8 protein-coding genes and 1 CRISPR repeat array are annotated in these 15,771 nt (G+C 34.4%); all 8 genes read right to left on the reverse strand.

Features of this window, described 5'->3' with window-relative positions; all coding sequences use genetic code 11:
• The first annotated feature begins 191 nt into the window (after positions 1 to 191).
• A CRISPR array of direct repeats spans positions 192 to 1,811; the repeat unit is 36 nt; unit sequence GTTTTACTACCATATGAAATTACACTACTCTCAAAC.
• 65 nt (positions 1,812 to 1,876) lie between these two features.
• A complete protein-coding gene (gene csn2 / locus KQI83_RS15310; RefSeq protein ID WP_216559842.1) occupies positions 1,877 to 2,563 on the reverse strand; it encodes a type II-A CRISPR-associated protein Csn2 in 687 nt (228 codons plus the stop codon).
• Positions 2,560 to 2,865, reverse strand: a complete 306-nt coding sequence (gene cas2 / locus KQI83_RS15315) for a CRISPR-associated endonuclease Cas2 (RefSeq protein WP_216559845.1) — start codon at positions 2,863 to 2,865, stop codon at positions 2,560 to 2,562. Before cas2 ends, csn2 begins: the two co-directional genes overlap by 4 nt.
• A 4-nt stretch (positions 2,866 to 2,869) precedes the next feature.
• Positions 2,870 to 3,742 (reverse strand): type II CRISPR-associated endonuclease Cas1, encoded by an 873-nt coding sequence (cas1, locus tag KQI83_RS15320; protein ID WP_216559849.1) that lies wholly within the window; start codon positions 3,740 to 3,742, stop codon positions 2,870 to 2,872.
• The gene (gene cas9, locus KQI83_RS15325; RefSeq protein WP_216559851.1) at positions 3,739 to 7,782 is read right to left on the reverse strand and encodes a type II CRISPR RNA-guided endonuclease Cas9; all 4,044 of its coding nucleotides are present in this window, start codon (positions 7,780 to 7,782) and stop codon (positions 3,739 to 3,741) included. The genes cas1 and cas9 overlap by 4 nt, the downstream gene beginning before the upstream one ends.
• A gap of 307 nt (positions 7,783 to 8,089) precedes the next feature.
• A complete protein-coding gene (locus KQI83_RS15330; protein WP_216559853.1) occupies positions 8,090 to 9,985 on the reverse strand; it encodes a DUF262 domain-containing protein in 1,896 nt (631 codons plus the stop codon).
• 15 nt (positions 9,986 to 10,000) lie between these two features.
• Complete coding sequence (locus tag KQI83_RS16900) at positions 10,001 to 11,311, reverse strand: aminotransferase class V-fold PLP-dependent enzyme (RefSeq protein WP_253295669.1); 1,311 nt, start codon at positions 11,309 to 11,311, stop codon at positions 10,001 to 10,003.
• Positions 11,312 to 11,322: 11 nt separating this feature from the next.
• Positions 11,323 to 14,880 (reverse strand): hypothetical protein, encoded by a 3,558-nt coding sequence (locus tag KQI83_RS15340; RefSeq protein ID WP_216559855.1) that lies wholly within the window; start codon positions 14,878 to 14,880, stop codon positions 11,323 to 11,325.
• Positions 14,881 to 14,898: 18 nt separating this feature from the next.
• The gene (locus KQI83_RS15345; RefSeq protein ID WP_216559857.1) at positions 14,899 to 15,759 is read right to left on the reverse strand and encodes a DUF4007 family protein; all 861 of its coding nucleotides are present in this window, start codon (positions 15,757 to 15,759) and stop codon (positions 14,899 to 14,901) included.
• Positions 15,760 to 15,771 lie beyond the last annotated feature (12 nt).

A 15,771-nucleotide genomic window follows, 5' to 3' on the forward strand; every position in this document is an offset into this window, starting at 1 on the left:
TCCACGTACTCCGAGATCTTTGTGATCCTGATAGTACTGGATTGCATCAAGTTTAAATTGTTTGTCATGTTGCTTTGCCATATGAGATCCTCCTTCAGCATGTTTCTATTGTAACATGCCTATGTGTATTTGGAATTTCTCATTTTGGCTTGTACTATTTATATTCTAGCACCAATTCGCAAAGGATTTAAGTTTTACTACCATATGAAATTACACTACTCTCAAACATGTCGCAGTCCTGTGCATTTACAATAACAGTTTTACTACCATATGAAATTACACTACTCTCAAACCTTATCCTGTGTTAATAAATATGCTACATAGTTTTACTACCATATGAAATTACACTACTCTCAAACACTAGGAAAAGCGTCTAATGATAATTGTGGGTTTTACTACCATATGAAATTACACTACTCTCAAACATAACCATTTCTTTATCTGATAATTACACTGTTTTACTACCATATGAAATTACACTACTCTCAAACATAACCACGGTTGTTTTATAAAGAACGGTCGTTTTACTACCATATGAAATTACACTACTCTCAAACTGTTCTTCCGAGACGGCATATGTTTTATTTGTTTTACTACCATATGAAATTACACTACTCTCAAACCGGACATTGAACTACGATATTTCTCAGGCTGTTTTACTACCATATGAAATTACACTACTCTCAAACTAACATTATCCAAAATTGTGCAGAATTGGAGTTTTACTACCATATGAAATTACACTACTCTCAAACCCACTTGTAAGAGGTGTGCTAAGTGTGCTAGTTTTACTACCATATGAAATTACACTACTCTCAAACTCCAATAACGCCCAAAAACAACGGTATCATGTTTTACTACCATATGAAATTACACTACTCTCAAACCCCGTAGTATAGTTAAGCGTTTTCTGTATTGTTTTACTACCATATGAAATTACACTACTCTCAAACTGCTTGAATTGATTTGTAATATAATCATAAGTTTTACTACCATATGAAATTACACTACTCTCAAACCTATCTATACTCCTTTCCTGTATCTTTATCGTTTTACTACCATATGAAATTACACTACTCTCAAACCTAATAAAGAATGTTGATAAGATAATACCAGTTTTACTACCATATGAAATTACACTACTCTCAAACTATTTGGATAATGGCTATGCGGATATGCATGTTTTACTACCATATGAAATTACACTACTCTCAAACTTTACCTACAAAATCACTTAATTTTTTAGTGTTTTACTACCATATGAAATTACACTACTCTCAAACCTGCCTTCAGTTGTTTTATAGAGAACCGTTGTTTTACTACCATATGAAATTACACTACTCTCAAACAATATGAATAGTTTCCTATTTCTAATACTTGTTTTACTACCATATGAAATTACACTACTCTCAAACGTCTATCGTACAAAGCGGAGTTCAAGCAATGTTTTACTACCATATGAAATTACACTACTCTCAAACAGTCATACCAAATCCTATCAACATATGCATGTTTTACTACCATATGAAATTACACTACTCTCAAACATTCAGTCTGAAGGAGAGATGCAAAAGTTTGTTTTACTACCATATGAAATTACACTACTCTCAAACACAGAGATAGGTAGACCGTAAAGCGGTTTCGTTTTACTACCATATGAAATTACACTACTCTCAAACTTCTTGTGTCCGTGAGGAATATCATTTATAGTTTTACTACCATATGAAATTACACTACTCTCAAACGTGCTCACCTACTTTCTATTGGGAGGAACGGTTTTACTACCATATGAAATTACACTACTCTCAAACCTCAAATTCTAAATTATGGAGTATTTATGCCACTACAACACTGTAATTCCACATGATATTGTATATTATCTCATATCTATATCAATTTCACAACCATCCTTATCTATAATAACTACTGGTGAAAATTCCTTAACATTCGATGGTTCCTCGCTCTCCAATAGCAGTATATTTACCTTTTGATACTCTGCAAACTCGTATAATTTCTTTACTTCATATCCATTTAAATATGCCAATAAATGAACAAATACAAAACATTTTATTCCTAATAATTCATTTGCGCCCTTTATATAATCTACTATTTTCTCTATTAACTCTGTCTGATTCTCAGAAAATCTTATATCTAAAAACTTTAACAGATTAGATATTTCCGTTTTTTCAGAATATATAAGTTCCCAATCTGCCACTTGGATAACTTTCAATGCATACTGTTCAAGTTCTGCATATACTTGATTATTTTCCAATAATAACTCAGATACTCCAATTTCCTTCTTCAAGTACTCATACAACTTATTTAATATCTTTTTCTCATTCAAAGATATGTTAAATGGATTTATGACACAACACATCTTTTCCTTCAACTTCAAAGGTTGATTATCCTCTGACAATATAAATTTTCCATCTTCTATTTCCTCTTCACACACCAGCTCTTTAACCATTTCTCGAAATAATTTTGGTTGTTCTACCACCAGTAATGCTCTACTATTTTCTGACAACTCAAACATAAACTGATATTCCTTATGTAAAAATCTCATAAAATAATCAACCTTTCATCACTATCTAACACGTTTGAATTATATTCTCCCGTAATTAATTCCATTTTCGAAAACTGTTTTTCTGTTAATGTTAATATTTGAACCAATCCTTCCAATGGCTTGTTTTTTCGTATGCCCTGAGCAATTGCCTCTGAAACAGTTTGATTCAATGCCAATTTACAATATACCGACTCTTGTAGCATAATAAAGCCACTTTTCACAAGATACTTACGAAATTGTGCATAATCCCTTCTATTTGCTGACGTTACTGTTGGTAAGTCAAAAAATACCATTACTCTCATATATCTATAACTCATCCCTATAAAACCTTATCAAAGAAATATCCTGTTGGTTAATAGCTTCAAAAACACTTCTGCAATATATCTTTATTGCATTATTCAAATAATTTTGTTTTCCATCGATTACAACCTCTTGATTTAACATGTTTACCATTTGCATTTTTTCATCATGTTCAAATTTATCCGGTTGCAAACCGTTTACTTTTTTATCTACTAAAATTCTAAATGGTTCCATCAAATCTGACCCCAAATTAAATTGATTAAACATATTATCATGGAACAATCCTAATTGCGTAATATATCCGTTTGCCACAATTTCTCTGTTGCATGCTGATAACAATAAGCCATATCCATAATTTAGTGCAGCATTTATAGGACTATCTTCTGTTCTTGTAAATTTCGTTCCAAATAGTGCATTAAAATACACTTTAGCAGCATGCCCTTCGCGATTTGTAATGTCTCCCGGCTCAATTTGCTGCACATATTCCTCTAATAATTGATATTCCTCCTTTCCTAGACTTTTCAAAAAATCTCTTTGCTTTCTTATTTTTTCAGTTACAATTTCTGTCCAGACCATTGTTTTTGTCTCTTTTGACCATTCTACTTGTTTTCTTACTTTCGCACTTGTATCGTGACTTCCATAATATGAAATTAATTCTGATGACGGATTTCTCTTTTCATCACAAAAAATAACTTTTATTTTTCGCTTCATTAGTTCATTTAATAACGCGGCAGTCAGAGATACTGCTGTAGACTCCACCATCAAAACAGATATTTCGCTTAGATGTATCTTTGTTATCTCTGCCTGCCTTATTACCATATAATCTAATTTATAGTCCAACTTCGCACTATTAGAAATCACTACAATTCGCCAACTCATACTTTTTGCAGGTCTATTACCCGCTCAAACATGCCTGTTGGAGATTGCGAAATTAATTTTATACTCTTACACTTACTTATTTCTTTTCCTATTTGTACCTTTCCCATAGCTGCTGGTGCCCCTATTAGTGATAAATTTGCTGTTACAGGTTTACACTGAAACAAATGTAATATTTCTGCTAAAACAATGCACTGTTCTTCTATCGTAATTTCCGCAAATTTCTCTTTTCTTTCTATTAGTTTTTCTTTCGGATTTGCAGGACGATACTGATAAATGCTATTTGAAAATTTCCCTATGAACACATCATAAAGCTCAATATTTTCTTCTCTTGTAATTCCCATATAGTCATTTACTTGTAATAACTTACTTTTGTCCTTTCTCTGCGCATTCTCATTGATATACTTTTCTATCCTTTTCATATATGCCATCCGCATATCATCAAGACAAAGTTGTACCGCTCCTTGTAAAATCAACTGCTTCCCTGTACTTCCCTTTAAATGCATTGGAAACCCATTAATGACTAACTTTGCATTCTTCTTAATACATGGTATTACAATTCTCGGTTCTACCAATCCATAAAATTCTTTGCAATATTCAATCAATAACTTTTCATTTTTTCTAAATTCCCTGATTTTATACAAAGGCACTGTTTCTATTGTTCTAATGAAATTTCCTTTTTTATCCTTTGATTCCACCAACATAAAATACGAAGGAGTTATTGAATTATATCCCCCATATTTCCATGCTTCCATTCCTTGTTTAATTGGTATTAATATTTTTGCCTTTTCCTTATCTTTTGGTGCTTTTACAATATTCTGATCAAATAATCCACCTTTATTACAATATGCATATCTCGTAAAGAGAATATCATTTCTGCTAAGAGTCTGATTAACTATCTTTCTGGTTCCGTCTTTTCCTCTAATCCAAACATTCTCCTCACCATTTTTCAAGTCAAAATTATACATTTGATTTAGACTATATTTTGCATTGGGATTTTCTCTTATCCAACGCAACGGATTACTAGTAAACTTGGTATGGAATACATTTCCTACCACAATATTAAGATATGCATCCTTGGCATGATGGTAATCATTTACTTCTCTTACCTTAACACCGTCCACATACTCTTTTCTATAATCTGAGACTGCGCCAGCCTTTACATATACAATCTCAGATGTATCATAAATTCGCTTCAACAGTGTTGCTACTATTTTAGAAGATTGTCTGGTTTCTACCAGTTGTCGATTAATGAATCCTGCAAGCTCTTCATCCGTCAATGGTGTTTTTCGTGTCAATCGCTCATATTTTTTCTCAGAAATTAATCCCTTTTCTTTCAGATACTTCCATGTATTATGCATTTTACTTTGTATCTGTGGCGAAATCATTCCATCACTTTTTTTGGCATTAATATCTCTTTTTACCAAAACCAGATTATCTAAACTATCATCCTTTGTTTTAGACTGCGGGTAAATATGGTCTCTATCCCATATGGTAGCGTCATTTAACTGTGATAAATCAATTTTTTCACCCGAATACATACATTGTCCCATTTGCGTATAATACAAAAATAGTTTTATACTCTTAAAATCACTTTCCGCTTTTCCCTCTAATTCTTTACTCCACCCCATTTTCATTTCTTTATCTATTGCCGCGTATGCTTCCAATAACTTATCTTTACGGGAAACCGTTCTCTTCTTTTCCTCTTCCCCGCGCGCCATCTCTACAAAGATTTTTTGCGGTTCTCCCCCCATTACCTTTTTAATTTCTTCAACAATTTGTACTGTTTGCCATACTGCTCTTTTAACTGACGGAGAACCCACAACATCTTTCACTAATTCTTCATAGCTAACTTTTCCGTTCAAATGAAATCCTGCATTCTCCTCTTCTATAACACTAGTAAATGTATACTCTTGACTCAGTAACTGCATTAAGTTATTTTGAGTATTTCTTAACCCCTGAATAATCGTCATGCATTCTCCTGTCTGACAGTCTGCTCCTTCTATCTCACTCAAAAAACGCTTTGACAATCTTCCCCAACCTTGAAACTTAATTCGTGATATATCTCTTAATTGTATATCACTTAATTTATTGCCATATTGGTTCTTTATGACTCTTCTTAGCATCTTTTGATCGTCACCATATATTGTAATCCACAGAATAATATCCTCCGCCATTTTCCTTACCGAATATTTATCTATATCATCCTGAAAGATTTTTTTCAATGTACAATACGCATTTAATGAAGATTTAAAATTGCCATCAAATCCTGTCAAATCTTCTCTTTTCAAATCATACCCATATGCATTTAAGCAATCTAAAAGCATTTTTCCTGTCACTCGTTTATTCTTCTTAAACAACTCATCAAATATTTTATTTTTTAGTTCAACAGGCAGTTTTTCATTATGTATTCTTACATTATTAAGTTCATTTAGTACCATGTATTCCGCATATAATAAGGAGTTTTTAGGTAATACTGTTTCGTTTTGAAGATATGTACATTGATTCGTCATTCGTTTGATAAACTTTTCTGCCGAAGCATCCCTATCAACTTTCTCATCAAAATTCCACGGTCTTATTTCGCCCTCTTCTTTCCGTATCATCCAACAGTTTTCTCCTGCCACTGTATTCAACGGACCTACATAATACGGAATTCTAAATTCAAACAATGAAATAATTTTTTCACTTACTGTCTTTCCGCAATTTGTATCTACTTCTTTTAAAAATGGCATATATCTTTCTGCATTTTTCAATATATATTCCATTTCCATTTTATTTACCTGATAAGGAATTACACCATTATCTTTGCATACCTGCAATGGTAAAAATTCTTTACATTCTATATCTTTATAAATATCCTGTACTTTTTCCTCTTCTTGTGGCATTTTATCCAGCAATTTTTTAACAGCTTTATAAAACTCTTCTTGTGAACATCTTCCCACACTATATTTTTTACCATTTTTTCTGTACATTCCTACATAAGCACAGTAATTATTTTTTTGATTTGTTGCAAAAAAAGTATTGTATTCCTCTTGGCAATACAGCTTCATCAATTCTTTTAATACTTTTAAATCTTTCTGATGCTTTTCATACTTCTTTACTTTTGCAACTGAAAGAAAGGACTTTCCGTTATACTCCCCACCCTCTAAAATGTCTGCTAATATTACCCAATTATAAAGGCTTCTAAATATATCAACGATTTCTACTTTCTCTTGAATTTCATCTTCTAATACCAAACGAACATCTTCAAAATTACTGTCTGAAAAACATATTTTGTTATGCTCAATTTCTTTTAATGATTCTTCCTGAAATATAACATCTAAGTTTCCTTTTAATCCCACTATTACTTTAACTATTTCTTTTAATTGCTTGTTTGTTTTATCAATATGGCATAATTTTTCTAGTTGGGCACATTTTTTTGTTTTACTGCTTTGCTTATCCTTTAATATTTTTTCAAATTCACTCTTTGAATCACACACCAGTGATATACCTAATTCCTCTGCTAAACACTCCTCAAAAACCGCAAACGTATTTTCAAAAGAAGTGGCATTATCTACACTTCCACCAAACAAAAAATGCCCTCTATGTTTCATCATATGATGCAGTGCTAAATACAACAACCTTACATCAAACTCTTTTTCTTCATCCAATAATGCCATTCTCAAGTGATAAATTGTTTTAAACTCTTTATTATAATCACTATCTGTATAACTACTATCATTAAATAGAGAATATATTTGATGTTCTTCTTTATCTTCTACCCAAAATGCACTATCCTTTAATCTTTGAAAAAATTTAGGATCAACCTTGTCTATCTCTTTTGCAAATAACTCCTGCAATAACACAATTCTTTGTCTACGTCTTTGCAATCGTCTACGATTTGTACGAAATGTTCGTCTCTCTTCTGCGGTATGTGCTGTATCAAACAATCTAATGCCCCATAAAGATTTTCCTTTTTTACGAACAATCTTATAATTCTTATCTGTTACTGCCCAACCTACTGATTCTGTTCCAATATCTAGTCCCAAATAATAATTTTCCATCTCATACCTCCACCATATTTTTATTATTTTCTTCTTGACAGTTATCTAAATAATGAGTATATTATAAATATCTCAAATGATTTACTACCATATGAGATTACACTACAAGTTCAAATAAAAATTTATTCAAATCCTTTTGCTGCATTGTGCAGAACCTTAAAGACTTGGTAACAGGTCTTTTTTATTTTTTCTTGTATTAACCATATTTTACCATATATCTATTTTCTTTCAAACAAATTTTCCTCTAACAATATTAAAATATAAGAAGCATCCATCCCCGAATGCCTCTTAATATTATTTCCCTTATTTAACTATATTTAATCTGTCTTGCATTCCAATGTTTCAAAATATCTTTTCCTATTTTCTCAGTTCTCTTTTGAATATGCTCTTCATCCCACACCTTGTCCCCTGCATCATATTTATCAATAATTTCTTTTGTCAATTTCAACTGTGTTCTGGCACGATATCCTTCTCTTTTACTTTTTCTTCCCCCTTTTCCTATTTTTTCTTCTCCTTCTACTTTAACTACAAATTCACGATTTTGTATTTGACCATTTAACTTTTGTGATAAAAGTAACATATTTCCTATTTCATAAATTGCATTTTTTCTTTTTTCCTTATTTTCAAACGTATTTTCTTCTGCCTTTAAACTCCAATGTTCCTCCCACTTCTGCGGCATAATATGCTCAAGCTGATAACCATATTGAAGTTGTCCTATGTCATCATTTTCATTCCATTTTGTTAACTCTATACAAAACAATACCATTTTGGGTACTTCACTTTGCTTCAAACACTTAATTTGCTGCAATATTTTCTTATCTTCCTCTTCAATCTCTTCATCCGACATACTTGCAATAAGTGTTTTTACATCTCTTTTCAAAATCTGACTGCATTCTTTAGAATATGTAGAGGTTCCCACTCCACATATCCTTCGACGCATTAGATAAGTCTCTAAGGTAAAACATTTTTCTTTTAATTCTACATCGTCTATATCACATTCCATCTCCTGCTTCATAACATCACATTTATTTACTTTGTCATACAATAATTTTAATACATATGGATAGAACATCTGGATTTTAAACTTATCCATTACTAGTAATAATCTTTTGACAACATCTTCATTTGAAAAACACTCTTCTTCAATATCTTTTCCAAAATCCATAATATATTTTTTATAAATCAATGCCAATACTGCTATTTTTTTTACAAGTTTTCTCATTTCATCCATTGAATAATTAGCTGTCTGTTCCATATAGACTTGTTCCAAACGTTCGTTTATCTTTTTCACCTCAACCTCTGTCCATTCAATGCATGCAACACAATACAATAAAAAGTCTAAATGACTTTTTCTAATATTTCCAAACTGTCTTTGTTGATCCCATATATTTTCTTCTTCATTATTTGTCCAAAAAATCCCATCCCAATATTTATCACATAATTTTTCTACTTCATTTGCTTCCATTTTTAAATCCATCATTTTTTTGAACAAATTGTTTTTTATAATATCCGATGAAAATAATTTTTGTCCTGCCCGATTTATAGAATCAAAAATAACTTGCTCATTTATATCATTTTCATCTAGCAAAATATATACAAATACTTTTTCATCACCATACAAAGAATTATTCATTTGTAATAATTCTTCATTAGATATTCCCATTAACTTCTTTCTAAAATATGCATAACATTTTTGTATCTGTCCACCAGGCATATCTTCTCGATACTCAATATCTAATGTTTTTTCTCCACAGAGTCCCGCTTTCATTATTGTTTCAAATTCTTCTTTATCTACTCTGGAATGCTCTATAATAAGTTCATATTCTCCTTTTTCAAATAATGCTGATGAAACAGGAGGAAAAAATATATAATTCTCGATAACTCTTTCAGCTCTTTTTTTCCCATTTTCGTCATCAGTCAATGTATCATAAATTGCTTTTGTCAACAATGCTATTGTTGTAAGTCTTTGCTGTCCATCAATAATATATCCTCTACTATATGTATCTGTTAAATTCATTTCAGAAATTTTCTTGATAATAATGGAACCCCAAAATACCTTTTCTTCTTTAAAGTTACTAAGAGCCTCCAATAATTCCTGCCAGTTTTCTTCCTTCCATACATATTTTCGTTGAAAAAATGGCACCTCCAAACGATGTGGCTCTCCTTCGATAATTCCCTTTAATGATGATTCTATTGCTTTCATATTCCTTCTTCCTCCTTACCATCCCATCGCAATTTCTTCCACTGCTTTTACGAGATAATCAATTTCTTCTTTTGTATTAAATTTTCCAAGGCTTATCCGAACCACGCCGGCATAGTCCTCATCTTTTAAGTATTTATGTATCAACGGTGCACAGTGATATCCCGTGCGAACTGCAATGTTGTAATCTTCGTCTAAAACCATTCCCACGTCTGCTGCCTTATAACCTTCTATATTCATAGGAACGATTCCGGTTCTTTCCTCGACTGCACGTTCTTTTACGATACTTTCTTTTTCTTGTTCACATTTTCCCAAATACAGGATAACACCCGGTATTTTACTAAGTTTTTCTTCTAAGTATTGGCGCAGTTCCTGTTCTCGCCTTAAATCCTGTTGGAACTTTTTCTGCCACAATTCTTGTAATTGCAGCTTGTCTTTCTTCATTTTTTCTTGCTGCAACTTCTCTTTGTTTAATTCTCCCTGCTGCAACAACTCCTCTTTCACAGATGTTTCTTTTTCTAATATCTCCCTCGTTGCCTCTAACAGCCCTGCAATGGCAACAATGTTGTGACTTCCCGGTTCATATCCTGCTGTATCTTTTGACATTTCTAAATTCAAGGAATCACTTCCTGTTCCGCCTGCCAGTAGATGTTTTAAGTGCTTTCCCCGGTTATTGATGTAACCACCAACTCCCAAGGGTCCATACAAAGTTTTATGTCCGGCAAAAATATAAAAGTCTACCGGTGTATTTTTTAACTGTACCGGAACTAGTCCAAAGCCTTGGGAACCATCCATTATAACAACCGGCTCATACTTTTGGGCTTCTCTTGCTATTTCTTCCCACGGAACAATATATCCGGTAACATTACTTACCTGACTCATAACCACCACATTTGGCGGTCTTTTGCCGAACTGATACTTTATTTTTTCCATATCTAATTGCAATGTCTCCGGTGCAATGGCAAGTTCTTCTATCTGAAATCCATACTGTTGCTGCAATAAATGCAATACCCGCATCACTGCATTGTGCTCATAGGGTGTCACATATACTGTGTTTTCTTTTTTCCAAAAAAGCCCCCCTAAAACCTGATTACATGCAAGAGTAGCAGAGGGTGTAAACACAACCTCTGCCACTTCTTCTGCCTTTGCAAGTTTCAAAATATTTTTTCTGGTTTCTTCTATAACACTAGCGGCTTTTTTAGCCAGACGATAGGAACCTCTCCCAGCGTTTACTGCGAGATGCCTGTTTGCTTCTTCTATTGCTCTGTATACACGTTCCGATTTTGGATATGTAGTTGCTGCATTATCAAAATAAATAAACTCTTTCATCTATTAACCTCTTACTGCAATAATTCTTTCAATGCATTTACTAAAACTGCTACTTTTTGGTTGGTTTCCAAGGTACTTCCGAATTCCTCCAATGCCTCATCAATCATATTTTTCAGGTAATTGCTGGTACTGTCCTCTTCTACCTCTGTGTCAAAACTCTTTTGTATCTCTTTTCCTGTTCCATCTCTTAGAATAATGACTTTTTCGCCTTCTTCGCCGGAACTTTGCCCTGCCTTTTCTACTTTTTCCTTAATTTCCCGAAGTTCCTTTTGAAAGTCTTCCAGTGTTTCGTCCTTCCAGTCTTCTATATAAATATCCAATATTTTTTTCGCTATCTGGGAAACAATCTCCTGTTCATCGTTGGTGGATAACTGCTCTACATATCCTAAAAAGTTCATAGCCGATGTATGAAAAATACGATTTTTTACCTTTGTTCCCCACTGCTGATACCAATCCACCAGGCTTGCCTTCAGACTGGTTTCTTCCTGCACACCGTATATTTCTCGAATATAGTCTGCCACCTGCTTTTGAAGCCTTGGCAATGCCCCGTCCAACTCCTGCTTTACCGTAGCCAATACCTTTGTCACTTCTGCAAAATCGGTTTTCCCTGTAATTTCCGGGATTTTTTCAAACAATGCCTCACGGGGATTTACCTCTACCCGCTTCCATAAGTTGCGAAGTGGCACTATGTATTGCAACTGTTCCATTGGAAAATGCTTTGTTGTCATGGTGTACTGCGGAAGTGCCCGATACCACTTTTGCATTTCTGCTAAAATTCCAGACCAGCGGGCAGACTTTCTAAAATGTACGTTATCCCCTATATGCCAAATCTTTTCTAATTCTTTCAAATACCGGTCTTTTTTTGCTCCCTCTTTTTCCACATACAGCTCATATTCTTCCGGGAATTCATTGACACGATTTAACGTTTCTTCGTTAATTTCCAGTTCTTTATTCTTCACATAAATGACCGGAGTACCTTCCATCATCGTCAACTGTTGCGCAATAAATAATGGAAGGATTCCCTTTCGCACACCAAATTCTTCCCCTTGAAGCAACCGGTATAACTCTGAGAATTTTCGTCGTTCTCCACTGCATTTGGCAAAAAAGTTTTCTATTTCTCCCAGAACTCTGTCACAGCCCTTATCCAATGGATTTTGCTTTCCCATAATTCCTGTTCGTACAAAGGCTGCCCGATAGACCATGCATTCCGGAGCCGTTCCTTCTGCAAACTGCTCTGCCTTTTCTTCTAAAATAGCCGCAACCACTTTATTTCTTGCCCGCAAGTATTGTCCTGCCACATGCTGAATATTCAACAATTCATGATTTACCTTAGGTGAAAATCGATAATAATTGTCACAAATATCACTCAGACAGCGGTTAAACTTTACACTGCTCTTGAAGCGTTCTACCGTTCCGCCTTCATACACCACCTGACACATCCCGTTTCCCGGCACAAAATCCTCTTCTAATACGGCATTAATTTCAAATGCAACATCCTCGGTATACAACTCAAGTTCCTGCTGTAACACCACATTTTCTTCTATAAAATCAGGCTGATTCTTTAAGGCTTCAATTGCCGCAAGCCGTCTTAAATTGGGCAGTTGGGAAAACTCTGCGTCCGGTATCACTACCACGATTCTGTTATCAAATTGCTTACATTTTTCTATAATCTCTTTTTCCCGTATTTCTTTCAGGCAAACCAATGCTAATATCTTTCCGTCTGAAAACTGTTCTTCAAACAAATAGTCTGTGGTCTGCATTTCTAAAAATGTTTCCTGCAGCATATATTCATAACGAAAATATCGTGTCATACACTGTTGCTGGTTATATTGTTTTGGCAACACATATTCCAGCTCCGACACTTTCTTAAGAAACTCACAGATTGGAAAATAATCCGGCTGTTTCTTGATTTCCTTTTTTATTTCTTTTTCGATATCTATTCCTACATTATTTTTAAATGCATATACGCCTCGGCTGCTACGGTATATCACAATCTGTTGCTTGCACAACTGCTGCATAGCCTTTTTATATACATTCTCTTCCATGCCAAGTGCTGCCTGTATTGCCTCGTCTGTTACCGGAAGTTCTTCTTCCCGACGAAGCATCTGAATCATGGAAATCGCCTTGATTATCTGTTTTTCTGCGGGTTCTGTTACTTTATGTAATGCATAGTCTGCCTTTAACCATTCATTATGTATCTGTGGTTGATCATTACTCTCCTTAAATAACGGCTTAAAATAGTCATAAATTGCATCTATTCCTACAAATATTTGTTTCGCTTTTCCCATCACTCTGGAAAGGCTTCCCTGCTCTTTACTGGTTAAAAAAGTAAAAATAGAGCGTTCATTCTGGGCAATTTTTTCACTGATATGAAGCAACGCATAGGCACATAAAGGTGTCAACGGAAAACAGCCTTTTACCACTACTTTTTCGTACTCTTCCTTCTTCGGAAAAAGGTAAGTAAAACAGGGCATTCCATAGGAAATATCTATCATTTCCTGTACCACGCTGTCTCGTTTTAGAGCTTTAAATGCTTCTGTAAATGCCGGTTCTCGTTTTTGTATACTGTCTGCAATCAACTCATAACTGTTTTGGGCTGTTACTACAAAAGGAACTTCTTTTAATCTTCCTTCCACTCCACGAAATGCATTTTTTACAGACTTGTCGATTCCTTTTTCGTATTCATGGATACTTTTGTGGGCAACTAAAATCACGGAAATCCTTGGATTATCTGCATGATTGGCAAGCTCGCACATATCCTGCAATGTTTTCATATCACCGGAAAAATTCTCTTTCTCATGCCCCTCCATATATTTGCTGAATTCATCAAATACGATTATGATTCCGGCATATCCGTATTTTTCTGATAGTTGCTGATTAATCTCTTGATAAACCTGCAATGCATCCCTCTGTACCATGGGCGCAAATACACTTCCGGCTGTAAGCTTTGGATAATATGTTTCAAACAGTTTCAATGCCTGCTCGTCCATATTTTTCAACTGTCTCTTCATGTCTGCTACGGTCTGCTTCTTTTCCTGCACCAATTGCTTAAGTTCCTCGTAGACAGCCGGATATTCCTTCTGCCACTTTTCTATAATTTTTACTGCTTCACTGTAATGACTCTTGGGAACAAGCTCCGTCAGATTTTTTCGTTTCAACGTTTCTTGCAGTGCAAATAAAAAGGTCTGATTTAAGTCTCTTCTTCCTGCCGATACCAGTACAGGCAAATATGGCTTCTTTTTCTTCCATACTTCTTTTATTAGCATTCCGGTATTCTCATCAACTTTGACAATTCGCTCTACCACTCGTTCCAGTCCTTTGGACTTTCCTTCTAACAATGCTAATAATACCAGCAACAGATGGGACTTTCCCTTTCCATAAGGTCCGATTAAAATGGTGGCGTTCTCGCCGTTATTCACTTGTAAATTTTCCAGATAACGTTTTAAAATCACCAGTGATGATCTGGTAGGAATGTAGCTTTCTACCTTTTTCATATCTCCAATATCTAATTGCAGATTCACTGACTTTTGAAAACGATTATCTATTTTTACTAACTCTTTTACCTGCATTTTTTGTTCCTCTGTCGCTTACTTATAACAATCTTCTATTACACTTTTTTTATCTAATGTATCTTTCAAATACACCATATCCAATCCGGCAGTACGGTTCATGGTAATTTTTCCTGCTGCCTCTAGCTTTTCCAAAAGTTCTACCAGTCCTGTCCGTTTCAGATTCAAAACCTTTCCCGGTCCTTTTTCCATCCGCAACAATTCATCAATATTTATTCCATTTCCAATTCCCACACAGCCACACATGAGATATAATACGATTTCCGGTGGAATTCGATTCAAGTCCGGCTGCACTTTGCTGTATACTCCATTGGAGCACTTCAACAAACCTAATGCCCCAAAGGGGCTTACATTTTTTTCTTCCGGATTGGTTACTGCAACCTCTTTTTTACAATACATACGCAAAATTGCATCGCAGTCATCCTGAAGAGATTTTTCTGCAAACTTTTTTCCATCTGCCTTTCGCATTGCCAGTGTAAATAGTTCTTTTTCCATCTCTTCTCTGGTAAATTCTTCATAGTCAAAGGTGTTAAAAAAGATTTCCCAGGCTGTTGCCTGTTCTGTATTTGTTGCAATGTTACAATGCACAATCCACAGGGAAATGAGGCTTTCAAAATATTCGTCTTTCTCTAACAGCAATTTTCCCAAAGAACTTAATTCTATTTGTGTTTTCTTTGTTTCATCCAGCAATTTGCTACAACGCATCCAATAACGGATTGCCTTTGCCATATTGGGTCCTACTCCCAAATCGTCTGCGCCGTAATTATGAAAAAATAGTTTTGGATTCTGACTTACTTCCCACAAGCCTTTATTTAACCAACCTTCCCGGATAATAAAACTCTCATGCCCCCGGAAACGCACTGTATTCTTACCTGCCACTGTTCCTCACTC

This window comes from Roseburia sp. MSJ-14, assembly GCF_018918225.1.
GTDB lineage: Bacteria > Bacillota > Clostridia > Lachnospirales > Lachnospiraceae > Petralouisia.